The sequence below is a fragment of the Kineococcus endophyticus genome (genome assembly GCF_040796495.1).
Lineage (GTDB): Bacteria > Actinomycetota > Actinomycetes > Actinomycetales > Kineococcaceae > Kineococcus > Kineococcus endophyticus.
The window spans coordinates 1-24,924 of record NZ_JBFNQN010000007.1; the positions used below are offsets into that span (position 1 = coordinate 1).

Consider the following 24,924-nt stretch of genomic DNA (forward strand, 5'->3'; position numbering starts at 1 on the left):
GCGGCTCTGTGGGGGGTGTGCGGGGGGGGGGGGGGGCGGGGGCCCCCCCCCCCGACGGGGAGGTCAGCGGGCGCGACCGCGCAGGGCGCCCACGATGCCGACGCCGATGACGGCGATGATGACCTGGATCACGAGCTGCAGGAAGCTGAACCCGGTCGTGTTGACACCAACAGCGCGGGACAGGGCCGTTCCGATGAGGGCCGCGACGATGCCGACGACGATCGTCAGCACGATGGAGATGTTCTGCTTGCCGGGCATCACCAGGCGCGCGAGGGCGCCGATGATGAGCCCGACGATGATGGCGGTGATGATGCCGGTGACGCTCACGAGTTCCTCCAGTTCGCCGGGGCCCGTGGATCTCTGCGGGCCCGCACCGGGAGCCGGGAGGTTCCCGGTGCGCCCGAAGGCTTCCACGGTTCACCGGGCTCCGCGCGCTGGAACCGGCTGGACGAGCGGACGGCGGGTGGTCGACCACCCGCCGTCCGTCGATGTCGACGCTGCGTGAAGGATCCGGCGGTCAGGACCCGCTGGTCGCGTCCATGGCCTTGGCGAACTCCTCCGGCGTCGAGGACAGGCCGAAGAGCTTCTCGATGTTCTCCAGCAACGCCTCCGCGGCCGTCGGCGAGAGCGCCTGGTCCCAGGACTGCTGGAAGGAGGGCGCCTCGGAGGCCAGGTCGTAGACGAACTTCAGCCACTCGCTGTCCTCGCCGCTGCCGAACTCCGCGTCCGAGCCGGTGACGATGGGGACGTTGCCCGACGCGATCCAGGCCTTCGTCGTGGCGTCGGTGACCAGGCCCTCGGCGAAGAACTTCTTCGCGTCCGTCTTGGCCTTGTCGGTGGCCTTGGAGGACATGGCGTAGTAGCCCGACGGGTTCCCGACCGTGTTCGCCATGTCGCCCTTGCCGCCGCCGACGGAGGGGAAGGTGCTGAACGCCAGGTTCCCTCCCGTCACGAAGTCGCCGCCGTCGGTCTTCATGGAGCCGTAGACCCAGGAACCGTGCAGCATCATCGCGGCCTTGCCGCTGTACAGCAGGGCCTGGTCGGCGTTGGAGTCGGCGGTGATCGAGGCGAAGCCGTTGACGAAGCCGCCGGCCTTCACGAGGTCCTGCACCTTGGTCAGCGCTGCGATCGAGTCCGGCTGCGACCAGGCGTCCGGTTGTCCCTCGTAGATGGAGGTGAACAGTTCCGGGCCGCCGATGCGGTCGTAGAGGTACTCCAGCCACATCATGTTCGTCCAGCGGGACTGCCCGCCCAGGGCGATCGGGGCGATGCCCGCGCCCTTGAAGACGTCGACGACCGCCATGAGCTCGTCCCACGTCGTGGGGATCTCGGCGCCCACCTGCTGGAAGAGCGTCTTGTTGTAGTACATGACGATGGGGGCGACGGTCTCGCACGGCACCGCGTAGATCTTGCCGTCGACGGTCGCGGCCCCGAAGGCGCTCGCGAAGAGCTTGTCCTTGAGGGCGGCGTTCTCGGCGAAGAACGACGTCAGGTCCTCCACCTGGGAGTTCTTCACGTAGTCGCGCAGGCCGCCACCACCCCAGGTCGGGATGATCGTCGGGGCCTGGTTCGCGCCGATGGCGGTCCGGATCTTGGCCTTGAAGGCGTCGTTCTGGAAGGACGCCATCGACAGCTTCGAGTCCGGGTTGGCCTTGTTGAAGGCCTCGATCGCGTCGCTGCGGATGCCCTCGGCCGGCTGGCCCGTGAGGAACCACATGCTCGCGCCGTCACCGCCGGAGCCGCCGGCGGCGGCGCCGGGGCCGGAGTCGCCGCACGCGGCGAGCGAGACGCCGAGCGGGGCGGCGAGGGCGAGGGCCAGGAAGGTCCGCCGGGCGGCGGTGGGGGACGTCATCGTTCTCTCCCGTTCGGAGTCGGGCCGCGGCGGTGCGGGCCCGTGTATCGATATCATCGCCCGCCCCGTCCCGGCTGTGTCAAGAGCGAGTCGTGGACTCCCGCTCGACCACCCGGAACGAGACGGTGACGTCCTGTGGGAGCGCTCTCGGACTGGCGATGCGCCGCCCCAGGAGGTGCACGGCCTGACTGACGAGCCCGTCGAGGTCGGGGGCCACCGAGGTCAGCGAGGGGATGTGGAACTGCGCGTCCTCCACGTCGTCGAAGCCCACGACGAGGACGTCGTCCGGGACGCGGACGCCCTGGTCGGCCAGACCCCGCACGACGCCGAAGGCCAGGGTGTCGGTGACGCAGAAGATCCCGTCGGGCACCTCGCCGCGGCCCAGCAGCTCGCGGGCGCAGGCGGCCCCCGCGGCCTGGGTGACCCCGGCGTAGGCCGCCGAGGCCTGCACCCCGTGCTCGCGGACGACCCGGGCGAAGCCCTCGGCGCGGAGCACGAACGCCGCGCCCTCCGGCAGGGTCACGTCCTCCAGTCCCGTCAGCGTCGGGAAACCCACGAGGGCGAGCCGGCGGCAGCCCCGGTCCAGCAGCAACCGCGTGGCCGCCTCCGCGCCCGCCACGTTCGGCATGCTCACGTGGTCGACGGTCTGGTGCAGTTCCTGCTCGCCGAGGACGACGACGGGGACCTCCCGGCTCAGGGCGTTGATCTCGCGCTCGGTGAGTCCCAGCGCGGCGATGACGAGCCCGTCGTAGGCGTTGAGCCGGGAGTCGCGGAACGCGGCCAGCTCGCCCTCGCGGCTGGCGTGCGTCTCCTCGACCACGGTGGCCAGCCCGGCCTGGGAGAAGGCGAGGACCAGCCGGTGGGCGAGCCGGCTGTAGTAGTGGCTGTCGAGGGTGGGCACGGCGATGCCGACGACGCCCGTGCGTCCCTGCCGCAGGCTGCGCGCCGCGACGTTCACCTGGTAGCCGAGCCGGTCGACGGCCTCGAGGACGGTGCGGCGGGTGGCCTCGCTCACCGGTCGCCGGCCCGTCAGGGCGTTGGAGACGGTCATCGGGGAGACCCCCGCCTCCGCCGCGACGTCGCGCATCGTCACCACGTCCGGCTCCTCCTGTTCCGGCCCGCCGGTTCCGAGGACGGGTCGATCCGAAGCTACCGCCGTCGGCAGCCCTCTTGACAGTCCGGGCGGGCGTCATCAGTATATCGATACACACACAGCGGGAACCGGTGCTGGTTCCCCTGGACGGTGCGACGAGTCGAGGACGATCGCCCGCCGCCGTCCCTCTCCCCGAACCCCTTGCGAGGACACGTGCTCACCGCTGACGAGGACACTGTTTCTAGTACGACCACCACTAGCGACGACGTGGTGCCCTCCCGCGTGGTCCGCGCCGTGCTGGAGGCCGACCTGCCCGGCCCCCGCATCAACCGGCACCTCTACGGGCACTTCGCCGAGCACCTCGGCCGGTGCGTCTACGGCGGGTTCTGGGTGGGGGAGGACTCCGAGGTCCCGAACGAGGGCGGCCTGCGCCTCGACGTCGTGGAGGCGTTGCGCGCGCTGGACATCCCGAACCTGCGCTGGCCGGGCGGGTGCTTCGCGGACACCTACCACTGGCGCGACGGGGTCGGTCCGCGCGAGGACCGCCCCACGATGGTGAACTCCCACTGGGGCGACGTCGTGGAGGACAACTCCTTCGGCACCCACGAGTTCATGGCGCTGTGCGAACTCCTCGGGGCCGACCCCTACGTCTCGGCCAACGTCGGCAGCGGAACCGTCCGCGAGGCGGCGGAGTGGATCGAGTACCTCACCCGGGCCGACGACTCCCCGATGGCGCGGCTGCGGCGGGAGAACGGCCGCGACGAACCCTGGAGGGTCCCGTTCTGGGGGCTGGGCAACGAACCCTGGGGGTGCGGCGGGGGCATGGGCTCCGGTGCGTACGCCGAACTCGCGCGGCAGTACGGGACGTACAGCCTCGACCACGGCGACAACCACCTCTACCGCATCGCGGCGGGCGCGGCCGACGCCGACTACCGCTGGACCGAGGTCCTCCTGCAGAACCTCGGCCGCCACCTCGGGGTCGGCGAGGTCACCGGTCACGGCACGAACACCTACCAGGCGGTGTCGTTCCACCACTACACGATCGTCGGGGACAGCTGGGACGCGAAGGGGTCGGCCACCCGGTTCGACACCGACGAGTACTACCGCACGATGGTGAAGGCCGCGGCCATCGAGCGGATCCTCGCCGGGCACGCCGCCGTCATGGACGCGTACGACCCCGACCGGCGCGTGGGCCTCGTCCTCGACGAGTGGGGCACGTGGTTCGACGTCGAACCGGGGACGAACCCCGGGTTCCTGTTCCAGCAGAACACCCTGCGGGACGCCCTCGTCGCGTCCGTGCACTTCGACGCCTTCCACCGGCACGCCGACCGGCTCGTCATGGCGAACATCGCCCAGACGGTGAACGTGCTGCAGGCCATGCTGCTCACCGACGGGGACGCGCTCGTCCTGACCCCGAGCTACCACGTCTTCGCCATGAACAAGGGCCACCACGACGCCGCCTCCCTGCCGCTGGCGGTCCGCGGGGCCACCCCGAGCCGGACCGTCGGGGACACCGAGCTCGCGACGTTCTCCGCCTCGGCCAGCACCAAGGACGGCCGCGTCCTCGTCTCGCTCACCAACCTCGACGCGACCGAACCCCTCGTCGTCGAGCTCGACGTCCGGGGGGTCCAGGTCGGCTCCGTCGAGGGGCACCTCCTCACGGCGCCGGAGATCTCGGCCCACAACACCGCCACGGACACCCCCGTCGTCGTGAGCGACCTGCAGGACGTGTCCGTCCACGGCGGCCTGCTGCGGGTGACGTTGCCCGCGCACAGCTTCGCCACCGTCGGCTTCGCCGTCAGCGCCTGACCACCTCGTCCAGCCCTCCCGAAGGAGCGACTCCCCGTGACCACGCCCGCCCTGAACCCCTTCCTCAGCCGTCGCCGCGCCCTCGCCCTCGGGGGCCTGGCCGGCGGGGTCGCCCTCACCGCCTCGGCCTGCTCGTCGGGTTCCAGCGGGTCCGGTGACCCGAACACCTTCGAGTTCTGGTCGTTCACCGGCATCAACCAGAAGGCCGACGTCGAGTCGTACAAGAAGCTCGCGCCCGACGTGACGGTGAAGCTGACGGAGGTCGGCAACGCCCAGGAGACCGCCCAGGGCCTGACCACCGCCCTGGCCGGCGGGAAGGTCCCCGACCTCGTCCTCATCCAGGCCGGCGACCTGCCGAAGTTCATGAAGAACCCCGGCAACTTCACCGACCTCGCCACCCTCGGCGCCGACCAGGTCGAGGACGACTACGTCGACTGGGTCATGGCCCAGGCCACGGCGAAGTCCGGCGAGATCGTCGGCATCCCCACCGACGTCGGCGGCATGGGCGTCGCCTACCGCACCGACCTGTTCGCCGCCGCGGGCCTGCCGACGAACCGCGACGAGGTCAGCGCTCTGTGGCCCACGTGGGAGGAGTTCATCGCCACCGGCCAGCGCTACACCCAGGCCTCGGGCAGCGCCTTCATCGACAACGCGGCCACCACCGTCTTCCTGCAGGCCGTCTCGCAGGGGACCGAGCAGTACTACTCCGCCGACGGGGAGGTCGTGTACGACACCAACCCCGTCGTCAAGGACTCCTTCGACCTCGGGCTGAAGGCCATCGCCGCCGGCATCACGGCCAAGCTGGAGAGCTTCAGCGACGGCTGGAACGCCGGCATGGCCAAGGGCACCTTCGCCGCCGTGGCCGCCCCGTCGTGGATGCTCGGATCCATCCGCTCGGCCGCGCCCGAGACCGAGGGCAAGTGGGACATCGCCACGATCCCCGGCGGCAGCGGCAACTGGGGTGGCAGCTACCTCGCCATCCCCGCCCGCGCCGGGAACCCGAAGGCGGCCTGGGCCTACATCTCGAAGATGCAGTCGCCCGAGCAGCAGCTGCAGCACTTCATCGAGTCCGGCTCGCTGCCGACGACCCCGGTGAACTACGACAAGCCCGAGCTCGTCGACCACACCGACCCGTTCTTCGGCGACGCGCCGACCGGCAAGATCTTCACCCAGGCCGTCCTGGGCCTGAAGCCGTTCCTCAACGGCGAGTACAACACCGAGATCAGCACCGAGCTGCTCAACGCCCTCAACGGCGTCGAGGGTGACGGTGCCCCGGCCGCCGCCGCCTGGGACACCGCCGTCAAGGGCATCAAGACGGCGATCGGCGCCTGATGGCCGCCACGCTGACCCCGGGCACCCTCAAGGGGGTGAAGCCCGCGACCGCGACCCGCCCGGTGGAGAAGCGGTGGGAACGCCTCGCGCCGTACGGCTACGTCGCGCCGTTCTACGTGCTGTTCCTGGTCTTCGGCCTCTTCCCGCTGCTGTTCACGTTCTACGTCGCGCTGTTCGACTGGAACCCGATCGGGGACAAGACCTTCGTCGGCCTGGCGAACTTCCAGCAGCTCGCGGCCGACCCGCGGTTCTGGAACGCGCTGAAGAACACGTTCAGCATCTGGATCATCTCGACCGCCCCGCAGCTGCTCATCGCGCTCGTCCTGGCGCAGGTGCTGAACAGCGCCCTGCTCCGCTTCGCCACCTTCTTCCGGATGGCGATGCTGCTGCCGTACATCACCTCGGTGGCGGCGACGGCGATCGTCTTCGCCCAGCTCTTCAACCGCGACTTCGGGCTGCTGAACTGGGTCATCGGCGGCCTGGGGTTCGAGCACGTCGACTTCATGTCGACGCCGGTGGGCAGCCACCTCCTCGTCTCCACGATGGTCGTCTGGCGCTGGTTCGGCTACAACACGCTGCTCTACCTCGCGGCGCTGCAGGCCGTCCCGCGCGACCTCTACGAGGCGGCCGCGATGGACGGTGCGGGCCCCGTCAAGCAGTTCTTCCACATCACGCTGCCCTCGCTGCGGCCGGTGATCGTCTTCACCGTCATCATGTCGACGATCGGCGGGCTGCAGATCTTCACCGAACCGCTGCTGCTGTCGAACGGGACGCTGACGTGCGGGACGGCCCGGCAGTGCCAGACGCTCTCGCTGTTCCTCTACGAGCAGGGCTTCGGGTCGTTCAAGTTCGGCTACGGCTCGGCCATCGGGGTCGCCCTGTTCGCGATCATCGTCGTCGTGGCCCTCGTCAACTTCCTGCTCTCCAGCCGACTCGGGAAGAAGGGCTGACATGGCCACCACCACCGGAACCCCGCAGCGCGACTCCGTCCGCGTCCGGACGTCGCGGACCCGCCGGCGGTCCATCGGCCGCGTGCGCTGGTACACCTACCTGCTGCTCGGCCTCGCGGCCGCGGCCTGCATCTTCCCCGTCTACTGGATGTTCGTCGTCTCCTCCGTGGGGTCGCAGGCAGCGACGCAGCTGCCGCCCCGCGTCGTGCCCGGCGGGAACTTCCTGGACCTGCTCGAGCTGGTGTTCGAGACGGTCCCGTTCGTCCGGTCGCTCGTCAACAGCTTCGTCGTCGCGTCCCTCATCGCGGTCGGTCAGGCGTTCCTCTGCTCCCTGGCCGGTTTCGCCTTCGCCAAGATGACCTTCAAGGGACGGGACGTGCTGTTCCTCGTCCTCGTCCTGACGATGACCGTCCCGGCCCAGCTCGCGATCATCCCGCAGTACATGATCATGTCGACGCTCGGCTGGGTGGACACCCTGCAGGCGCTCGTCGTGCCGGGTCTGGTCAGCGCCTTCGGCATCTTCTGGATGCGCCAGCACATCAGCGCGACGATCAGCGACGAGCTGCTGCAGGCCGCCCGGATGGACGGCGCGAACTCCTGGCAGATCTTCCTGCGGATCGCCTTCCCGGTGGTCCGGCCGGCGGCCGCGGTGCTCGGGCTGCTCGGGTTCGTCAACGCGTGGAACGACTTCCTGTGGCCGTTCATCGTGCTGAAGTCCCCGGACATGTACACGGCGCAGATCGCCATCAAGGCGCTGCAGTCCAACATCTCCGTCGACCTCGGCCTGGCGATGGCCGGTTCCTTCCTCGTGACGGTGCCGCTGCTGGTGCTGTTCGCGTTCTTCGGCAAGCAGATGGTGTCCGGCATCATGGACGGAGCGTTCAAGGGATGAGCCTGACGAGCACGAGCCCCGCGCTGACCGACGCGCAGGTCGAGCACTTCCTCGACACGGGCTACGTGGTCCTGCCGGGCTGCTTCACCGCCCAGGACGCCGCACCCCACGTGGACCGCGCCTGGGACCGGCTGGGCGTCGACCGCGACGACCCCTCGACGTGGGACCGGCCCCGCGTGCACCTGCGCTCCGAGCAGCACCTCGACGCCGCGTCGTTCGCCCCGGCGGCCCACGCCGCGGCCTGCCAGCTCCTGGGCGGACAGGACCGCGTCCAGACCCCGTGGCGGTGGTCGGACGGGATGATCGCCAACCTGGGTGTGGGCGCCGACCGGCCGTTCGAGGAACCCTCGGCGGCGGTGCCCGGGTGGCACAAGGACGGGGACTTCTTCCGGCACTTCCTGGACTCCCCGGAACAGGGGCTGCTGACGATCGTCCTGTGGACCGACGTGCACTCCCGCGGCGGCGGCACGTTCGTGGCCACCGACTCCGTCGGCGTCGTCGCGCGGTTCCTGGCCGAGCGCCCCGAGGGCGTCCTGCCCGACGAGCTGCAGCAGACCCGCCTGGTGGAGCAGTGCCACGAGTTCGTGGAACTGACGGGGAAGGCCGGGGACGTCGTGCTCATGCACCCCTTCGTGCTGCACGCCACGTCCCAGAACGTCCTGCGCGCCCAGCGGCTCATCACCAACCCGCCGCTGAGCCTGCGCGCACCGCTGCGGTTCGACCGGCCCGACCCCGCCGACCACTCGCCCGTGGAACGTGCCGTCCTGCGCGGGCTCGGCGTCGAGCGCTTCCCCTTCACCCCGACCCGGCCGCGGGAGGCCGTGGTGCCCCGCGGCCGGTGACGGCCCCCTGAACCCGGGTTCCCCTCCGGCGGGCGACGGAGGGGAACCCGGCTCCACACCGGACCCGGGTCAGAGGATCGGGTTGCCGCCCGTCACCGCGACGCGGGCACCCGAGACGTAGCTGCCGTCGTCGGAGGCGAGCAGCACGTACACCGGGGCCAGCTCGGCCGGCTGACCCGGTCGTCCCAGCGGCACCTGCTGTCCGAACGTCTCGACCTGTTCCGGCGGCATCGTCGCCGGGATGAGCGGGGTCCACACGGGGCCGGGGGCGACGCTGTTGACACGGATGCCGCGGTCCCCGAGCAGCTGCGCCATCGAGGCGCACATGTTCGCGATCCCCGCCTTGGTCACCGAGTAGGGGATGAGCGTGGGCTTGGGGTTGTCGGAGTTCACCGAGCTGCTGCCGATGATGGACGACCCTCGGCCCATGTGGGGGAGCGCGGCTTTGGAGAGGTAGAAGAACGCGCTGAGGTTGGTGTTCACGGTGAACAGCCACTCCTCGTCGGAGATCTCCTCCAGGGTGTCGTGACTCATCTGGTACGCCGCGTTGTTGACCAGGACGTCGACCTTGCCGAACTCCCGGACGCACGCGTCGACGACGGCCCGGCACTGGTCGGCCTCCGAGACGTCGCCGGCGACGAGCACGGCGCGCCGACCGGCCTCCTCGACCCACCGGGCCGTCTCCTGCGCGTCCTCGTGCTCGGACAGGTAGCTGATGACGACGTCGGCGCCCTCGCGGGCGAACGCGATGGCGACCGCACGGCCGATGCCGGAGTCGCCGCCCGTGACGATCGCCGCCTTGCCGACGAGCTTGTCGTTGCCGCGGTAGGACGTCTCCCCGTGGTCGGGGGTCGGTCGCATCGCGTCGGTGGTGCCGGGGGGTTCCTGCTGCTGGCTGGGCTGGGACACGAGGTGCTCCTGCTCTGGTGCGGGGACGGGACTGACCCGCACCTACCCGCAGGCCCCGGTGGCAACCGCACCGCTGAGTCCCGCCGCTGAGTTCCGCCGCGCACGGCAGTCTGGACGGCATGGACGCACACGAGTACGTCGCGGCCGTCCCGGAGACGCACCGGGCCCTCTTCGAGAGGGTGGACCGCCTGCTGCGCGAGGGTCGCGACGACCTCGAGACCGACCTGTCGTACGGGATCCTGCGGTACCGGCGCCCGGGACCGGCCCGGGCGCGCCGGCCCGCGCTGTACCTGGGGGTGTGGGAGCACGGCGTCTCGCTGTACGGCTGGTCCGCCGACCGCGACGGGGGTTTCGGCGAGCGCCACCCGGACCTGCTCGGTGGCCGCGGCACGCTCAAGCTGACGCAGGCCCGCGCGGGGGAGGTGCCGGACGAGGACCTGCGCGCGCTGTTCGCCGCGGCGCTCGACGGACCGCAGGGCTGATCACTCGAAGCGCGACGGGTCCCCGGCCCCCACGCGCACGACCTCGGGGTACCCCTGCGACCAGTCGACGACCGTCGTCGGCTCGGTCCCGCACTCCCCGGCGTCCACGACGGCGTCGACGACGTGGTCGAGCTCCTCCTTGACGGTCCAGCCGTCCGTGAGCGGCTCCTCGTGGTCGGGCAGCAGCAGCGTGCTCGACAGCAGCGGTTCGCCCAGCTCGGACAGCAGCGCCCGGACGAACGGGTGGTCGGGGATCCGCACCCCGACGGTCTTCTTCTTCGGGTGCGCGAACCGCCGGGGCACCTCCTTCGTGGCGGGCAGGATGAACGTGTACGGGTTGGGCGTCGCGGCCTTGACGGCCCGGAACTGCACGTTGTCGAGGTGCACGAACTGGCCGAGCTGGGCGAAGTCGGAGCACACGAGCGTGAAGTGGTGCCGGTCGTCGAGGTGGCGGATGCGCCGGATGCGGTCGGCACCGGTGTGGCTGTCGAGCCGGCAGCCGAGGGCGTAGCAGGAGTCCGTCGGGTAGGCGATGAGCGCGTCGTCGCGCAGCATCGCCGCGAGCTGGGAGACCGCCCGCGGTTGCGGGTCCTGCGGGTGCACCTCGACGAAGCGGGCCATGGCCCCACTGTAGGACCGGGACCGGCGCGGCGCCGCCGGTGCGCCGAAGACCTGCGTGCGGTGCGCCGCAGCCCTCGATCCGTTTGTCCTGCAGCAGGTCCGGCGGTCCACCGCGAGTTCCCCCGGGGCGGGACGCTGTGGTTCCCTGGGCGTCGCTCCCGACCGGAAGGCCGCCACGCCCGTGTCCCTGTGGACCCTGCTCGTCATCGCCCTCGGCGTCTCCGCCGACGCCTTCGCCGTCGCCCTCGGCAAGGGCCTGCACCTGCGTCGCCTCACCGTGCGCAGCGCGGCGTCCCTGGCTCTCGCCTTCGGGTTCTTCCAGGCCCTCATGCCGGTCCTGGGCTGGGCCCTGGGCCGGCAGTTCCGCGGCTACATCACGGCGTTCGACCACTGGGTCGCCTTCGGGCTGCTCGCCCTCATCGGCGGGAAGATGCTGTGGGAGGCGTTCACCGGCGGCGCGGACGAGGAGGAGGACAGCGACGGGATCCCGGTGCGGCAGCTGCTGCTCCTGGCCCTGGCGACGAGCATCGACGCCCTCGCCGTCGGCATCAGCTTCGCCTTCCTCGACGTCGCCATCGTCCCGGCCGCCCTCGCCATCGGCGTCACGACGGCCGTGATCACCGCCGTCGGTGCGGTCATCGGCCACAAGGCCGGCAGTCGCTTCGGCAAGCCCGCCGAGGTCCTCGGCGGGCTGGTCCTCATCGGCATCGGCGTGAACATCGTGCTGGAGCACACCGGCGTCCTCTGACGGTCCCGGTGAGCTTCCAGCCGGGGACGTGGGTCAGGCCCACCCACCGGCCGCGGAGGCGGCCACCACGGCCACCCACAGGACCCAGGGCAGCACCGGTCGGACGGGCCCGTCGATCCGCACCGGGGCCCGCCGGTCGTGCCGGGCGGTGCCGCGCGCCTGCAGCAGCGCCGCCCGCAGTTCCGGCCCGGTCCGCCAGCCCCGGCGCAGGACGGCGGGCAGTCCCGACGCCGCCACCGGGACCTCCACCTCGCACGCGGGGAACTCCCCGTGCCCAGGCCCCTCCGCCAGGCCCGGCGCGAAGTCGGTGACCAGGGTGAGCTGCAGGCCCCCGCGGGGGACCAGGTCGGCCTCGACGAGGCTGTCCCAGCCGTAGCGGGTCGCCCGCCCGACAGGCGGGACGACGTCGAGGCCGTCCTCGTCCCACCGCAGCCGGGGACGCAGCCGGAACCACCAGACCAGCTCCAGCGCCAGGAGCCCCAGCGCCGCGGCCGTCAGCGTCCGCAGCACCGTGGGGCCGAACGGCGTGCCGGGCCACCACCCGGCCAGCCAGCCGGCGACCCCGTCGACCCAGTCCAGGCCGACGGCCGCGACGACGAGCGCGGGAACGGCGCTCAGCAGCCCCACCCACAGCGGGGTCGCGTGACGTCCGCCGGCCGCCACGACGCCGTCGAGCGGGACCACGTCCTGCTGCGACAGGTCCTCGACCGGGACCTCCAGCAGCGGCAGCCCGTCCTCGTCGACCTCGACCTCGGCGTCCTGCAGGACGAGGGGCGGACCTCCCGCGCCGTCGACGGCGGTGTCTAGCACCGGGAGCCACGCCCCGTCGACCTGCAGCGCGCACCAGTGGCCCGGCAGAGGGAGACCCGCCAGTTCGACGAGGACCGGGTCGGGCAGGTCCCAGACCTCCCCGTCCGTCTCGAGGTCCTCGTCCTCCGTCCACGCGTGGGGCACCGCGAGCGCCAGCACGGGCTCGTCGTCGGGACCGGCGTCGAGCGGGTGGACGAAGGCGACGCCCGGCAGCAGCCGGGCGTTCGCGTGCCAGCGCGGCTGCGGACGCACCAGGAACGCGTGGCGGCGCCGGTGCCGGTGCAGGAGCGAGGCCGCGGTGACGAGCGCGGCCGCCGCGCCGAACCCCGCCCCGGCCCACGCCCCGAAGGGGTCGTAGGGCTCGCTGAGCAGGCGCGCGGACCCGTCGTCGAACGCCCACAGCCGCACGTCGGTGCCGACGGGGTAGTCCGCCGGGTCGTAGACGTCCACGGTCCGCCGACCCCCCGCATCGAGGGCCACGTCCACGGTGAACTCGTCCGCGTCCTGCGCGACGACCCGGCCGTCCCGGACGGGGGCGACGTCCTGCGCCGCGCCCTCGTGCCACGACAGCACACCGGCGAGCGCCAGCATCGCCACCAGCAGCCCGGCCGCGCCGAGGAGACCGCGGGTCGCCCGCGGGAGGGGCGCGACCTCGGCCGTCGGGGGCGCCGTCAGGGGTCCCGTCGGCCCCGGTTCCGGACGCCGGCGGCGGCGGGCGACGACCGCCGCCTGGAACCCGACGTGGGCAGCCGCGGCGGCCCACGCCCACCAGGGGTTGCCGGTCCCCGCGCTGACGAGGAGCCCGACCACGGTCGCGGCGAGCGCCGTGGGACCGTGCACGGCCGTCAGGACGGCCCCGGCGACCGCGAGCCCGAGTCCTGCGTCCCCCACCGGGTCCGGTGCGCACGGGGTGGCGAGGGTGCAGGGATCGGCGGGTTCGGAGAAGACGACCACGAGGAACCCGCCGAAGGTCGCGGCGGGCCACCAGGCCCGGGTCCACCGGGGCAGGTGGCGCGAGGGCAGGGTGGCCAGCCAGGCGGTGTCGAGGGAACGTGCGCTCACCCGGCGATCATCGGGACCCCGTGATCACCGCTGGAGCAGTTCGGGCCGATCGTTGCCGGAGCGAGTCCTCGACCGGCCCGTCAGGCCCCCGGCGTCCGGACCGCCGCGAAGTCGAGCGTCCGCCGCAAGCGGAACCCCAGGTGCTCGTACAACCCGATCGCACCGGTGTTGTGCGCCGCGGCGTGCAGGAACGGCAGCTCGCCGCGCTCCCGGATCCCGTGCGCGACGGCGCGGACGAGGGTCGTCGCCAGGCCCCGGCCGCGCGCCGAGGGGTCGGTGCAGACGGCGCTGATCTCCGTCGCCGCGCCCAGCCGCAGCCGCTCCCCGGCCATCGCCAGCAGCCGGCCGTCCTCGCGGATCCCCAGGTAGCGGCCCATCACGCTCGTGCGCCGGCCGAACGGGCCGGGCCGGGTGCGCTCGACGAGGTCGAGGGCGTCGTCCACGTCGTCCGGTCCCAGCTCCACCAGACCGGGCACGTCGTCGGCCGGGCGGGAGGCGAAGGCGTCGGTCGCGACGAGCTGCACCCCGGGCAGCGCGGACGTCACGGTGAAGCCCGCCGGGGGAGTGGTCGCGAGCGTCGGCAGGACGACCGTGGCCCCCGGGCCGGCGGCCGCGGCGAGGTCGGCCCACGCGGCCGGGTCCGCCTGGTCGGCCAGGCCGCCGAAGGGGGAGACGTCCTCGGGGTAGCGGCGCCCGGCCCCCGCGCCGACGGCGAGCTGGGCATGCACGCCCGTGAGCGCGGCCCAGACGGGGTTGTCCAGCAGGGTCTCGAGGTCGTCCAGCAGGCGGTCGTCCGGCACCGGCGCATGCTCGCAGACCGCCCGGACGTCTCAAGGTGGGCCCCGGGGCTGCCGAGTGCGGAATGGAGGGCGGCCGTGGGTCGCGGGACGAGGGGGACGACCGTGACGGACGCGCGCCACCGTCCCCTGCTCGCCGGGACCGCCGTGCTGCTGACGACGCTCATCGGCCTCGGCGTCGCGCAGCTCGCCCTGGGCCGGGGCAGCCACCCGATGCTCCTCGCCTTCGGGCTCACCGAGACCGTCGTGTCCCTCGTGGCCGGCCTGCTGGGCCTGTGGGCCGCGCGCCGGATGCCCGCGGGCTGGGTGCGCCGCGCGCGGGGGCTCTTCGCCGTCGGCTGCCTGCTGTGGAGCTTCGGCCAGGGCATCTTCATGGCCCAGGACGTCCTCGGCCTGGGGCTGGCGGCGACGACCTGGGCCGACCTGCCGTTCTCCTTCTACTACGCGCTCGCGGTCGTCTCGGCCCTGGTCCACCTGCGGGGACGCATCCGCGCCCACGTCGGGGTCCGCACCGCGATCGACGGTGCGCTGCTGGGGTTGTCGCTCTTCACCGTCGTCTGGGTCCTGTGGCTGGGAGGCGCCGTCCGGGTCTCCGACAGCCCGCCCGGCGACCTCGTCGTGCCCATCGCCTACCCCGTCGTCGACGTCGTCTTCCTCACGCTGACGCTGGTCTCGCTGCTGGCCACCGGGTCCTCGCGCACCGGGGTGCTCGTCGTGCTGGGCGGGACGGCGTTCGCCGTGGCCGACGTCACCTACTCGTACGCGCTGCTGCACGGCACGTTCGAGACGGGCGGGGTCGCGGACTTCAGCTGGATCGTCGCCTTCGCCTGCTTCGCCCTCGTCTCGCTGCTGCGACCCGAGCGCCGGACCGGCGCCGTCGCGCCGCCCTCGGAGTCGTGGGCGCGGCTCGTGCCGTACATCGCCCTGCTGCCGGCCGCGTGCGCGAGCGCCTGGCGGTTGTGGGCGGCCATCGACCGCGTCGTCCTGGCGACCCTGTTGGCCGTCGTCGTCCTCGTCGTGCTCCGGCAGTTCCTCACGGTGGAGGACCACCGGCGGCTGCTGGCGACGGCCGAGCAGCAGCGCGGGCAGCTCGACACCCTGGCCCACGTCGACCCCCTCACCGGGCTGGAGAACCGCCGCCGGTTCGGGGAGCGGATGGCGGGTGTGGTCCGTTCGGCGCTGCTCACCGGCTCACCCGTCGTCGTCGCCTTCGTCGACCTCGACCGGTTCAAGGCCGTCAACGACACCCTCGGGCACGCCGCCGGCGACGACCTCCTGCGCGGGGTCGCCGACCGGTTGCGCGCCGCCGTGCGCGACGGCGACTGCGTGGCGCGCCTGGGCGGGGACGAGTTCGCCGTCCTCGTCACCGACCCCGCCGTCCAGCCCGGCCCCCTCGTCGAACGGCTCCGGCTGGCGCTCCTGGAACCGTTCCCGCTCGCCGGGTCCGTCGTCACCGCGAGCGCGAGCACCGGCGCCGTCCGCGGGGAACCGCAGCGGATGGTGGGCGACCTGCCGGCCGGACTGGACGTGGACGGGCAGGTGGCCGCGCTCGTGGAGTCCCTGCTCGGGTCGGCCGACGCCGAGATGTACCGGGTCAAGCGGGGCCGCCGCGTCGTGGTCTAGGACGGCCCCTCAGGTCCACCTGTGAGAACGCCGATGGACGGCTGGGTGGGTGCAGTGCCCACCCGACCGTCAAACCAAGGCGAGGGTGTTGCGTCGTGTCGTTCTTGCGGAACCTGCGGGTCGCGTCGAAGTTGGTCATCGGGTTCGGGCTCGTGACGCTGCTCCTCGTGGCGTCGACGGTCATCGGCCTGGTGCGCTTGGGGCAGGCCCAGGACGACCTCCAGCAGCTCAGCGCCTCGGGTGTCGCATCCGTGCGGACCATGGGCGAGACCAAGGCGGCCCTCCTGCAGGTCCGTTCCGACGTGCAGAACATCGCCGTCGCCTCCCCGGAGAAGCGGCAGGCGCAGCGCGACAAGCTGGACGCCGACGACAAGCTGCTCGACGACGCCTGGACGGCGTACCTGGGCACGCAGCCGGGCAGCACGGCCGCCGAGCGGGACGCCTACACGACGGCGCTCGCGAACTACCGGTCCGTGCGCTCGCAGCTGGTCGACCACGCCATGGCCGGTGACCTCGTCAACTTCAGCACCTACCGCGAGGCCACCGTCTCCCCGGCGGCGGCCGTGGCGATGGACGCCATCGCGAAGCTCGTCGCCGCGGAGAACTCGGCCGCCGCTCACCTGGCCGAGGAGGGCGCTGCCGCCTACCGCTCCTCGGTGCTCGTCCTCGTCCTGGTGGGTGCGGCCAGCGTCGCCTTCGCCGTGCTGGCGACCGTCGTCATCGCCCGCTCGATCGTCCGTCCGCTGGGCTTGTCCCTGCACGTCGTCGAGGGTCTGGCCGAGGGCCGCCTCGACCAGCGCGTCGACTACGTCGGCCGGGACGAGATGGGCCAGCTCGCCGCGGCCCTGAACTCCTCCACCGCCAAGCTGGCCGACGTCGTCCGGGAGGTCACCCGGAACGCGGGCGACCTGTCGACGTCGTCCCAGCGCCTCACCTCCGTGGCCGGGAGCCTGTCCGCCGGGGCCGCCGAGTCCGCCTCGCAGTCGCAGGTCGTCTCCGCCGCGACCGAGGAGATCAGCGCGAACATCGGCACCGTCGCCGCGGCCGGCGAGGAGATGACCTCGGCGATCCGCGAGATCGCCACCTCCACCGCGACCGCGTCCCAGACCGCCGCCACCGCCGTGGCCGCCGCCCAGGACGCCGAGGCCACCATCACCCGCCTCGGCGCCTCCAGCCGCGAGATCGGTGACGTCGTCAAGCTCATCACCTCCATCGCCGAGCAGACGAACCTGTTGGCCCTGAACGCGACCATCGAGGCCGCCCGCGCCGGGGACGCCGGCAAGGGGTTCGCCGTCGTCGCCGGTGAGGTCAAGGAACTCGCGCAGCAGACCGCCCGGGCGACGGAGGAGATCGTCGCCAAGGTCAACGCCACGCAGGCCGACGCCGGTGCCGCGACCGGGGTCATCGCGCAGATCGCCGACGTCATCGCCCAGATCGACGGCCTGCAGGCCACCATCGCCGCGGCGGTGGAGGAGCAGTCGGCGACGACGAGCGAGATGGTCCGCAACGTGACGGAGGTCTCGACGGGGTCGCAGGAGATCGCCGCGAACATCACCGGGATCGCCCACGCCGCAAGGCAGACCACCGACAGCGCGTCGCAGACGGCGGCCACGGCCGACGAGGTGTCCCGCGCCGCGAACCGGCTGAACGAGCTCGTGGCGGGTTTCCGCGTCTGAGTCCGGTGGGCCGCCCGGGTGAGGACCCCTCCTCCCGGGCGGTCCGACCGCCGAAGCACTGCCCATGAACCGCCGAACCACCGCCGTCACCGTCGGTCTCGTCCTCGCCGCCGTCGTCGCGCTGCCCACCGCGGGCAGCGCGGTCGCCGCCCGACCCGCGGGCCCCGAGCCGACCGCCACCAGCACGGCCACGGCCACGGCGACCGCTCCCGTCACGGGACGGCCGAGCGCGCGCCCCACCGTCACCCGCGGGGTTCGCGTGCCGCAGCTCGTCGTGGCCGGGACCCTCGCGGCCGTCGACACCGCGGGGAACCGCATCACCGTCACGGTCCACGGCGGACGCGACAAGCTCCAGCGCGGTCAGGACGTCGTCGTCGCCCTCACCTCCGCGACCGTGCTGCGGCAGGGCGGGGCCCAGGTCGAGCCCGCCGACCTGCGGGTCGGGGGACACGTGAGCGTGCGGGCCACCCGTGCCGCCGACGGGTCGCTCACGGCCACCCGCGTCACGGTGGAGAGCGGTGAGGACTCGCCCACGAGTTCCCCCACCAGTTCCCCCGACGTGACGCACCGCTGAGGGCGGGCGGGGCGGCCGGATCAGCGGCGGGGCAGCAGTCCCATCGCCTCCACGGCCGCCCGCACCGCGTCCAGCGACGTGCCGGGGGAGTAGCCGAGGAGTTCACGGCCCTTCTCGGTGCTCGCGGAGTGGCTGCGGGACAGGTGCTCCCAGCTCGCCTCGGCGTGCTCGCCGGCGGCGGCGCGGAACTCCTCCCACGTCACCGACCGCAGGTTCGCCTCCCGGCCCCACCACGCCGCGGCCGCGCGGGCGAAACCCCGGACGGTGAGGGCGCGGTCGGACACGGCGTGGAAGCTCTGTCCGACCGAAACCTCCGGACGGGCGACCGCCAGCTCGAACAGCTGCGCGACGTCGTCGGCGTGCACGTGGTGCATCGTCTCCAGGCCCAGCCCGGGGACCAGCAGTTCCCCGCCGGTCGCCAGCGCCTCCCAGACGCCGGGGTCGAGGTTCCCCAGCGGGGTGATGACGGGCCAGCCGGGGCCGCTGATGTGACCGGGGTGCACGACGGTGCTGCGCAGTCCACCGGACCGCGTCTCGGCGTGCAGGAACTCCTCGACCGCCGCCTTCTGCGTCCCGTACGGCCCGAACGGTTCCTTGGGGTCGTCCTCCCGCAGCGGGGAGGCGTCCGCCACGCCGTGGACCCAGATCGTCCCGCAGTGCGCGAGGAACGCGCCCGTGGGGCGCAACGCCTCGACGAGTTCACGGGCCTGGTCGAGGGTGAAGCAGACGAGGTCCACCACGACGTCCGGCTGCAGCCCTGCGATCCGCGTCCCGAACGTCCCCGCGGCGGCCTCGGCGTCGCGGTCGGCGACGACCGTCTCGACCTGCTCCCACGCGGCGTCGGCGTGGTACGGCTCGCGCGTCCCGCGGCTCACGGCCGTGACGCGGTACCCGGCGCGCACGAGGCGCGGCACGAGGTAGCTGCCGATGTGACCTGTCGCGCCAATGACGACGACGTGCTGCTGGCTCATCCGGTTCAGTCCTTCAGCTCGTCGGGCAGGGCGGCGGTCGGGAACCCCTGGAACGCCACGGGACGCTGCCACCGGGAGATCGCGGCCGTGCCCACCGACGTCGTCGTGGGGGAGGTGGTGGCCGGCCACGGCCCGCCGTGCTGCTGCGCGGACGAGACCGTCACGCCCGTCGGCCAGTCGTTCCAGACGACCCGGCCCACGTGCTCGGCCAGCAGCCCCGCGACCTCCACGGCCAGCGGGTCGTCCGCGGCGGCGTGGACGGAACCCGTCAGCTGACCGGGGAGGGCGTCGAGGACCGCGCGCAGGTCGTCCTCGGAGGAGTAGCCGACGACGAGCCCGGCCGGGCCGAACGCCTCCAGCTCGAGCAGGTGCGGGTTCGCGACGACGTCCGCGGCGGGCACCGAGAACACCTGCGCCGCGATCCCGTCCGGGCCGGCCTCGCCGGACGCGGCGCTGCGCACGCCCGGCTGGGACGCCAGTTCGTCCGTCGCCGTGCGGAAGCCCTCGACGATCCCGGGGTGCAGCATCGGGCCGGGGACGGGCAGGTCGACGGCGGCCGTGAACGCCTCGGCGTCCGGCACGAGGACGACGCCGGGGTTGGTGCAGAACTGCCCGGCGCCCAGGGTCAGCGACCCGACCCAGGCGGCCGCGACGTCGGCGCCGCGCTCGGCCCACGCGGCCGGGGTCACGACGACGGGGTTCACGCTGCCCAGCTCGCCGTGGAAGGGGATCGGGTCCGGCCGGGAGACGGCGAGGTCGAACAGGGCGCGGCCCCCGCGGACCGAGCCGGTGAACCCGGCGGCACGGATCCGCCGGTCGGTCAGCGCGGTCTTCGACGCCTCGACGCCCTCGACGAGCGCGAACGTCCCCTCGGGCGCGCCGACGGCGGCCAGCGCGGCCGTCACCTGGCGGGCCGTGGCGAGGGACAGGCGCGGGTGGCCGGGGTGGGCCTTGACGACGACGGGGCAGCCCGCGGCCAGGGCCGAGACGGAGTCGCCACCCGCGACGCTGAAGGCGAAGGGGAAATTGCTGGCCGCGAAGACCAGGACCGGCCCGATCGGCACCACGGTGCGCCGCAGGTCCGGGCGGGGGCCCATGCCCCAGTCCGGGTCGGCGTGGTCGATGCGGGTGGGCAGCAGCGAGCCGTCGCGCAGCCCGGCCGCGAACAGCCGCGCCTGGAAGACCGTCCGCGTCAGCTCCCCCTCCAGACGGGCCTGGGGGAGGTGGGTCTCCTCACCGGCCAGGGCCACGAGCTCGGCGCGCGCCCCCTCGAGGGCCCGGGCGACCGCCTCGAGCGCGTCCGCGCGTTCGGCGGGGGTGCTGCGGGCGAGGGGCCGGGCCGCGGCGTGCGCGGCGGCGAGGACGGACTCGAGGTCGTCGGGGGCGGTCTCGTGTGCTGCTTCCTGGTGCGCATCCATGGTCACGCCATCCTGGCCCTCACGTCCGGAGGCGGCGAGCCGGGTGTGACGGGCGTCTCCACACCTGGTCGGACGCACGTCGGACCGCGGGTCTAGGGTGCGAGACGCCCGTTGGACTGGTGCCGCAGACGGCACGGACAGTCACTTCCGACCGAGGACGAGGAAGACGAGGAACTCCGGTGGACCTCTTCGAGTACCAGGCGCGCGACCTGTTCGCCGCGCACGGCGTACCCGTGCTGGACGGCAGGGTCGCGACCACCCCCGAGGAGGCCCAGGCGGCCGCCGAGGCCATGGGGGGCGGGACCGTCGTCGTCAAGGCGCAGGTCAAGACGGGCGGTCGCGGCAAGGCCGGCGGCGTCAAGCTCGCGCACTCCCCGGCCGAGACCGCCGAGCGCGCCGGCGAGATCCTGGGCATGGACATCAAGGGCCACACCGTCCACCAGGTGATGATCGCCCAGGGCGCGAAGATCGCCGAGGAGTACTACTTCTCCGTCCTGCTCGACCGCTCCAACCGCACCTACCTGGCCATGGCCAGCGTCGAGGGCGGCATGGAGATCGAGCAGCTCGCCGTCGAGCGCCCCGAGGCCCTCGCCCGCATCCCCGTCGACGCCCTCACCGGCATCGACGCCGCCAAGGCCGCCGAGATCGCCCAGGCCGCCGGGTTCGCCCCCGAGCTGCAGGACGCCGTCGCCGACGTCTTCGTCAAGCTCTGGGGGGTGTTCACCGCCGAGGACGCGACCCTCGTCGAGGTGAACCCGCTGGTGCGCACCGAGTCCGGCGACATCGTCGCCCTCGACGGCAAGGTCACGCTCGACGAGAACGCCGACTTCCGGCACCCGGCGCACGCCGACCTCGTCGACGCCGCGGCCGCCGACCCGCTCGAGGCCAAGGCCAAGGAGCTGCACCTCAACTACGTCAAGCTCGACGGCGAGGTCGGCATCATCGGCAACGGCGCGGGCCTGGTCATGTCGACCCTCGACGTCGTTGCGTACGCGGGGGAGGCGCACGGCGGCACGAAGCCGGCGAACTTCCTCGACATCGGCGGCGGCGCGTCCGCGCAGGTCATGGCGAACGGCCTCGACGTCATCCTCGGCGACCCGCAGGTCAAGAGCGTGTTCGTCAACGTCTTCGGCGGCATCACCGCGTGCGACGAGGTCGCCAAGGGCATCGTCTCGGCGCTCGGCATCCTCGGTGACGAGGCGACCAAGCCGCTCGTCGTGCGCCTGGACGGCAACAACGTCGAGGAGGGGCGCCGCATCCTCGCCGAGGCCGCGCACCCGCTCGTGACGGTCGTGGACACCATGGACGGAGCGGCCGACAAGGCCGCCGAGCTCGCCAACACCGCTGGGAAGGCCTGAGCGATGTCGATCTTCATCAACTCCGACAGCAAGGTCCTCGTCCAGGGGATGACGGGCTCGGAGGGGCGCAAGCACACCCAGCGCATGCTGGCCTCCGGCACGACGATCGTGGGCGGCGTCACGCCCGGCAAGGGCGGGCAGTCCGTCGACTTCACCGCCGCCGACGGCTCCTCCGTCGCGATCCCGGTCTTCTCCTCCGTGGGCGAGGCCCGCGAGGCGACCGGCGCCGACGTCAGCGTGATCTTCGTCCCGGCGAAGTTCACCAAGGGCGCCGTCGTGGAGGCCATCGAGGCCGCCACCCCGCTCGTCGTCGTGATCACCGAGGGTGTCCCGGTCCACGACACCGCCGAGTTCTACGCGATGGCCGCCGCCTCGGGCACCACGCGCCTCGTCGGCCCGAACTGCCCCGGCCTCATCAGCCCCGGACAGTCCAACGTGGGGATCATCCCGGCCGACATCACGCAGTCCGGCCGCATCGGCCTGGTCTCCAAGTCCGGCACGCTGACCTACCAGATGATGTACGAGCTGCGGGACATCGGGTTCTCCTCCGCCGTCGGCATCGGCGGGGACCCGGTCATCGGGACCACGCACATCGACGCGCTGCAGGCGTTCCAGGACGACCCCGACACCGACGTCATCGTCATGATCGGTGAGATCGGCGGCGACGCCGAGGAGCGCGCCGCGAAGTTCATCGAGGCCAACGTGACCAAGCCGGTCGTCGGCTACGTCGCGGGCTTCACCGCCCCCGAAGGCAAGACGATGGGCCACGCCGGCGCCATCGTCTCCGGCTCCGCGGGCACCGCGCAGGCCAAGAAGGACGCCCTCGAGGCGGCCGGGGTCAAGGTCGGCAAGACGCCGTCGGAGACCGCCAAGCTCGCGCGGGAGATCTTCCAGAGCCTCTGACCCCCGGGCTCCGCCGCGAACGCATCGTTGGCCCCTCGCTTCCGATCACTGGAAGCGGGGGGCCAACGATGCGTCCGGGGGCGGGTGTCGGTCCCGGCCCTCGGGGGTGGGACGGGGGAGCATCGACGGTGATGTCCACGCCCACCGACCGCCCCGCTGCCCGTCCCGCCCCGGGACGGTCCCGCCGGGCGCGCCCCGCCGCCTCCGACCTCGCGCCGCTGTTCTCCGCCGCGGTCCGCGCGGTGCTCACCGTGCTCGTCCCGCTCGTCGCGCTCTGCGTCGTCGGCTGGATCGCCTCGGTCCGCTCGACGTCCTCCCTCGCCGCGGTCGCGCGCGTGGGGGCCGACCTGTGGCTCCTCGCGCACGGCAGCACCGTCGCCATCGTCGGCGGGAGCGTCGGCATCGCGCCCCTGGGCCTGACGCTGCTCGCGGTCCTGTCCGCCCGTCGCGCGGTCCGGATGTGGCGGCGCGACCAGGTCGAGTCCGAGCGCGAGGTCCCCTTCGGTCGCGCCCTCGGCGTCTTCACCGCCTGCTACGGCGTCCTGGCCCTGCTCATCGCCCTCGTCTCGCGCAGCGGCGTCGGCGCGGCCGGGCTGGTGTCCTCGCTGCTCGGGGGCTGCCTCGTCGGCGGGACCGGCGCGCTCGTCGCGCTGTGGCCGCACCGGCCCCCGGTGCCCGCGTTCGCGGCCGCCGTCGGCCGCCCCGCGCTCACCGCCGGCCTGGTCCTCCTGGGCGTCGGTGCCCTCGGGACGGCCCTCGCGCTGGTCCACGGCCGTGCCGACGTCCTGGCCCTGCACCAGGCCCTCGACCCGGGCGTCCTCGGCGGGGCCCTGCTGACCCTGGGACAGGCCCTGCTGGTGCCGACCTTCGCCGTGTGGGCGACGGCCTGGACGAGCGGCACGGGCTTCGCCGTCGGGACCGGGACGTCGGTGGCCCCCGGTGGCACGTCCCTGGAGGTCCTGCCGACGCTGCCCGTGCTGGGAGCGCTGCCCGCCCCCGGCCCGACGCCCGGCCTGGCGTGGGCGGCGGTCGCGGTCCCCGTCCTCGTCGGGGCCGGCGCCTGGTGGCTGCACGCCCGCCGCGCCCCCGCGGTCGCCGGGCTGCTGCGCCGGTGCGGCGCCGCGCTGCTGGCCGGGCTCGCGGCCGGGGCCGGGGTGGCCGTCCTGGCCGCCTTCGCCTCCGGGCCGCTCGGCCACGGCCGCATGAGCCAGGTCGGCCCAGACGCGCTGCTCACCGGAGCCGTCGTGGCCGGCGAGGTCGCGGCCGGGGCCGTCCTCGCCGTCCTGCTGACCCGGGCCTGGCGGGCCTGGCGCGGGACGAGGCTCGTCGTGACGCTGCCCGACACCGTCGCCGCGCGCCGCCGCGGGGAGGAACCCCCGAAGCTGCTGGGGGAGTAGCCCCTCAGCGTTCCGGCTGCGGTGCCCCCGCGGGCGGGGTGAAGACCGCCAGCACGGCTCCGTGCGGGTCCGCGAGGAGCGCCATCCGGCCGTACTCGCTGTCGTGGGCGGGGGTTACGACGGACCCGCCCGCGGCGGTCGCGGCCTCCACCGCGGCGTCCACGTCGGCGACGCCCACGTACACGAGCCAGCCGGGCGCCGAGCCCCACAGCGGCCCGATCCCGCCGACCGGGTGCGGGGCGTCGGGCGCGGTGACCGTGCCGTAGTCCTCGAACAGCGACGTCCACGTCCACCCGAGGACGGCCGCGTAGAACGCCGTCGACGCCGCCGGGTCGGCCGAGCGCAGGTCCTCCCAGGCGAGGCCACCGGGACCGTTCACCCAGTCCGCGCCCCCGCCCTGCAGCAGCCCGACCTGCGCGCCCGTGGGGTCGGCGACGACTGCGGCGCGGGTGCCCTCACCTCCCCACGGCTCCCGGACGACGCGGCCGCCCGCGTCCCGCACCCGCGCCAGCGCCGCGTCGAGGTCGTCGACGGCGACGTGCAGCGTCCACCGCGCGGGCTCGTCGGACCGGGCGAGGCCCGCGGCCGCGTGCCCCTCGACCGTCGCGACGCGCGACCCGTCCGGGCCGGGCGGGGCCGTCGCCCAGCCCACGGTGGCGGCGTAGAAGGCGGCGGACGCCTCCGGGTCGGGGGTGTCGAGGTGCGCCCAGCACGGCACACCGGCGGGCCAGGGACGGGTGCGCAGGGGCATGGGCCGAGTCTGGCCCCGCGCCGCCGTGCGGGACCAGGGGCGGCCGGCGGCTAG

General features: G+C 73.4%; 23 protein-coding genes. 13 read left to right on the top strand and 10 right to left on the bottom strand.

Going from position 1 to position 24,924, the window contains the following annotated elements; translation table 11 throughout:
• Positions 1–63 precede the first annotated feature (63 nt).
• The 3 genes from AB1207_RS10920 to AB1207_RS10930 form a co-directional block, all read right to left on the bottom strand.
• A complete protein-coding gene (locus AB1207_RS10920) occupies positions 64–327 on the bottom strand; it encodes a GlsB/YeaQ/YmgE family stress response membrane protein (RefSeq protein ID WP_367638272.1) in 264 nt (87 codons plus the stop codon).
• Positions 328–517: 190 nt separating this feature from the next.
• Positions 518–1,852, bottom strand: coding sequence for an extracellular solute-binding protein (locus AB1207_RS10925; protein ID WP_367638274.1), 1,335 nt, complete (start codon positions 1,850–1,852; stop codon positions 518–520).
• A 79-nt stretch (positions 1,853–1,931) separates the two neighbouring features.
• Positions 1,932–2,939, bottom strand: coding sequence for a LacI family DNA-binding transcriptional regulator (locus AB1207_RS10930; protein WP_367638616.1), 1,008 nt, complete (start codon positions 2,937–2,939; stop codon positions 1,932–1,934).
• 276 nt (positions 2,940–3,215) lie between these two features.
• Between AB1207_RS10930 and AB1207_RS10935 the strand changes: the two genes are divergently transcribed.
• From AB1207_RS10935 to AB1207_RS10955, 5 genes are read left to right on the top strand one after another with little or no spacing between them, the layout of a single operon-like run.
• On the top strand, positions 3,216–4,754 hold the full coding sequence (locus AB1207_RS10935; RefSeq protein WP_437178922.1) for an alpha-N-arabinofuranosidase: 1,539 nt from the start codon (positions 3,216–3,218) through the stop codon (positions 4,752–4,754).
• 36 nt (positions 4,755–4,790) lie between these two features.
• Complete coding sequence (locus AB1207_RS10940; protein ID WP_367638276.1) at positions 4,791–6,086, top strand: ABC transporter substrate-binding protein; 1,296 nt, start codon at positions 4,791–4,793, stop codon at positions 6,084–6,086.
• On the top strand, positions 6,086–7,036 hold the full coding sequence (locus tag AB1207_RS10945; protein ID WP_367638278.1) for a carbohydrate ABC transporter permease: 951 nt from the start codon (positions 6,086–6,088) through the stop codon (positions 7,034–7,036). The genes AB1207_RS10940 and AB1207_RS10945 overlap by 1 nt, the downstream gene beginning before the upstream one ends.
• A gap of 1 nt (position 7,037) precedes the next feature.
• Positions 7,038–7,928, top strand: a complete 891-nt coding sequence (locus AB1207_RS10950) for a carbohydrate ABC transporter permease (RefSeq protein ID WP_367638279.1) — start codon at positions 7,038–7,040, stop codon at positions 7,926–7,928.
• A complete protein-coding gene (locus AB1207_RS10955) occupies positions 7,925–8,770 on the top strand; it encodes a phytanoyl-CoA dioxygenase family protein (protein WP_367638280.1) in 846 nt (281 codons plus the stop codon). Before AB1207_RS10950 ends, AB1207_RS10955 begins: the two co-directional genes overlap by 4 nt.
• Before the next feature lie 69 nt (positions 8,771–8,839).
• Here the strand turns inward: AB1207_RS10955 and AB1207_RS10960 are convergent, their stop codons facing one another.
• Positions 8,840–9,679 (bottom strand): SDR family oxidoreductase, encoded by an 840-nt coding sequence (locus AB1207_RS10960; protein WP_367638281.1) that lies wholly within the window; start codon positions 9,677–9,679, stop codon positions 8,840–8,842.
• A 119-nt stretch (positions 9,680–9,798) separates the two neighbouring features.
• On the opposite strand from AB1207_RS10960, the gene AB1207_RS10965 reads away from it, so the two are divergent.
• The gene (locus tag AB1207_RS10965) at positions 9,799–10,161 is read left to right on the top strand and encodes a DUF1801 domain-containing protein (RefSeq protein WP_367638282.1); all 363 of its coding nucleotides are present in this window, start codon (positions 9,799–9,801) and stop codon (positions 10,159–10,161) included.
• On the opposite strand, the gene AB1207_RS10970 is transcribed toward AB1207_RS10965, so the two are convergent.
• Positions 10,162–10,782: an L-threonylcarbamoyladenylate synthase gene (locus AB1207_RS10970; protein ID WP_367638283.1), complete on the bottom strand. Its 621-nt coding sequence runs from the start codon at positions 10,780–10,782 to the stop codon at positions 10,162–10,164.
• 181 nt (positions 10,783–10,963) lie between these two features.
• On the opposite strand from AB1207_RS10970, the gene AB1207_RS10975 reads away from it, so the two are divergent.
• Positions 10,964–11,530 carry a manganese efflux pump MntP gene (locus AB1207_RS10975; protein WP_367638284.1) on the top strand — a complete coding sequence of 189 codons (567 nt, stop codon included), beginning with the start codon at positions 10,964–10,966 and terminating at the stop codon, positions 11,528–11,530.
• A 33-nt stretch (positions 11,531–11,563) separates the two neighbouring features.
• Here the strand turns inward: AB1207_RS10975 and AB1207_RS10980 are convergent, their stop codons facing one another.
• Complete coding sequence (locus tag AB1207_RS10980) at positions 11,564–13,402, bottom strand: hypothetical protein (RefSeq protein WP_367638285.1); 1,839 nt, start codon at positions 13,400–13,402, stop codon at positions 11,564–11,566.
• A gap of 80 nt (positions 13,403–13,482) precedes the next feature.
• Entirely contained in the window at positions 13,483–14,202 is a 720-nt protein-coding gene (locus AB1207_RS10985; protein ID WP_367638286.1) for a GNAT family N-acetyltransferase, read from the bottom strand.
• A gap of 102 nt (positions 14,203–14,304) precedes the next feature.
• On the opposite strand from AB1207_RS10985, the gene AB1207_RS10990 reads away from it, so the two are divergent.
• The 3 genes from AB1207_RS10990 (at position 14,305) to AB1207_RS11000 (ending at position 18,072) form a co-directional block, all read left to right on the top strand.
• Entirely contained in the window at positions 14,305–15,822 is a 1,518-nt protein-coding gene (locus tag AB1207_RS10990) for a diguanylate cyclase domain-containing protein (protein WP_367638287.1), read from the top strand.
• 95 nt (positions 15,823–15,917) lie between these two features.
• Positions 15,918–17,498 (top strand): methyl-accepting chemotaxis protein, encoded by a 1,581-nt coding sequence (locus AB1207_RS10995; protein WP_367638289.1) that lies wholly within the window; start codon positions 15,918–15,920, stop codon positions 17,496–17,498.
• A gap of 64 nt (positions 17,499–17,562) precedes the next feature.
• The gene (locus tag AB1207_RS11000; protein WP_367638291.1) at positions 17,563–18,072 is read left to right on the top strand and encodes a DUF5666 domain-containing protein; all 510 of its coding nucleotides are present in this window, start codon (positions 17,563–17,565) and stop codon (positions 18,070–18,072) included.
• A gap of 20 nt (positions 18,073–18,092) precedes the next feature.
• Here the strand turns inward: AB1207_RS11000 and AB1207_RS11005 are convergent, their stop codons facing one another.
• Together AB1207_RS11005 and AB1207_RS11010 are read right to left on the bottom strand one after the other, a co-directional pair.
• Positions 18,093–19,043 (bottom strand): NAD-dependent epimerase/dehydratase family protein, encoded by a 951-nt coding sequence (locus AB1207_RS11005; RefSeq protein WP_367638293.1) that lies wholly within the window; start codon positions 19,041–19,043, stop codon positions 18,093–18,095.
• A gap of 5 nt (positions 19,044–19,048) precedes the next feature.
• Positions 19,049–20,461 carry an aldehyde dehydrogenase (NADP(+)) gene (locus AB1207_RS11010; RefSeq protein WP_367638294.1) on the bottom strand — a complete coding sequence of 471 codons (1,413 nt, stop codon included), beginning with the start codon at positions 20,459–20,461 and terminating at the stop codon, positions 19,049–19,051.
• A gap of 179 nt (positions 20,462–20,640) precedes the next feature.
• On the opposite strand from AB1207_RS11010, the gene sucC reads away from it, so the two are divergent.
• The 3 genes from sucC to AB1207_RS11025 all read left to right on the top strand — a co-directional run bounded on the left by sucC (position 20,641) and on the right by AB1207_RS11025 (position 24,119).
• Positions 20,641–21,819, top strand: a complete 1,179-nt coding sequence (gene sucC / locus AB1207_RS11015) for an ADP-forming succinate--CoA ligase subunit beta (RefSeq protein WP_367638295.1) — start codon at positions 20,641–20,643, stop codon at positions 21,817–21,819.
• Between the two features lie 3 nt (positions 21,820–21,822).
• Entirely contained in the window at positions 21,823–22,722 is a 900-nt protein-coding gene (gene sucD / locus AB1207_RS11020; protein WP_367638296.1) for a succinate--CoA ligase subunit alpha, read from the top strand.
• 131 nt (positions 22,723–22,853) lie between these two features.
• Positions 22,854–24,119: a cell division protein PerM gene (locus AB1207_RS11025; RefSeq protein WP_367638297.1), complete on the top strand. Its 1,266-nt coding sequence runs from the start codon at positions 22,854–22,856 to the stop codon at positions 24,117–24,119.
• 4 nt (positions 24,120–24,123) lie between these two features.
• On the opposite strand, the gene AB1207_RS11030 is transcribed toward AB1207_RS11025, so the two are convergent.
• Positions 24,124–24,870, bottom strand: coding sequence for a VOC family protein (locus tag AB1207_RS11030; protein WP_367638299.1), 747 nt, complete (start codon positions 24,868–24,870; stop codon positions 24,124–24,126).
• Positions 24,871–24,924 lie beyond the last annotated feature (54 nt).

Coding starts and splice junctions, on each gene's coding strand:
- AB1207_RS10925 (WP_367638274.1), bottom strand. CDS start 1,852: ATGACGTCCCCCACCGCCGCCCGGCGGACCTTCCTGGCCCTCGCCCTC.
- AB1207_RS10930 (WP_367638616.1), bottom strand. CDS start 2,939: ATGCGCGACGTCGCGGCGGAGGCGGGGGTCTCCCCGATGACCGTCTCC.
- AB1207_RS10945 (WP_367638278.1), top strand. CDS start 6,086: ATGGCCGCCACGCTGACCCCGGGCACCCTCAAGGGGGTGAAGCCCGCG.
- AB1207_RS10950 (WP_367638279.1), top strand. CDS start 7,038: ATGGCCACCACCACCGGAACCCCGCAGCGCGACTCCGTCCGCGTCCGG.
- AB1207_RS10955 (WP_367638280.1), top strand. CDS start 7,925: ATGAGCCTGACGAGCACGAGCCCCGCGCTGACCGACGCGCAGGTCGAG.
- AB1207_RS10965 (WP_367638282.1), top strand. CDS start 9,799: ATGGACGCACACGAGTACGTCGCGGCCGTCCCGGAGACGCACCGGGCC.
- AB1207_RS10970 (WP_367638283.1), bottom strand. CDS start 10,782: ATGGCCCGCTTCGTCGAGGTGCACCCGCAGGACCCGCAACCGCGGGCG.
- AB1207_RS11000 (WP_367638291.1), top strand. CDS start 17,563: ATGAACCGCCGAACCACCGCCGTCACCGTCGGTCTCGTCCTCGCCGCC.
- AB1207_RS11005 (WP_367638293.1), bottom strand. CDS start 19,043: ATGAGCCAGCAGCACGTCGTCGTCATTGGCGCGACAGGTCACATCGGC.
- AB1207_RS11010 (WP_367638294.1), bottom strand. CDS start 20,461: ATGGATGCGCACCAGGAAGCAGCACACGAGACCGCCCCCGACGACCTC.
- sucD (WP_367638296.1), top strand. CDS start 21,823: ATGTCGATCTTCATCAACTCCGACAGCAAGGTCCTCGTCCAGGGGATG.
- AB1207_RS11025 (WP_367638297.1), top strand. CDS start 22,854: ATGTCCACGCCCACCGACCGCCCCGCTGCCCGTCCCGCCCCGGGACGG.
- AB1207_RS11030 (WP_367638299.1), bottom strand. CDS start 24,870: ATGCCCCTGCGCACCCGTCCCTGGCCCGCCGGTGTGCCGTGCTGGGCG.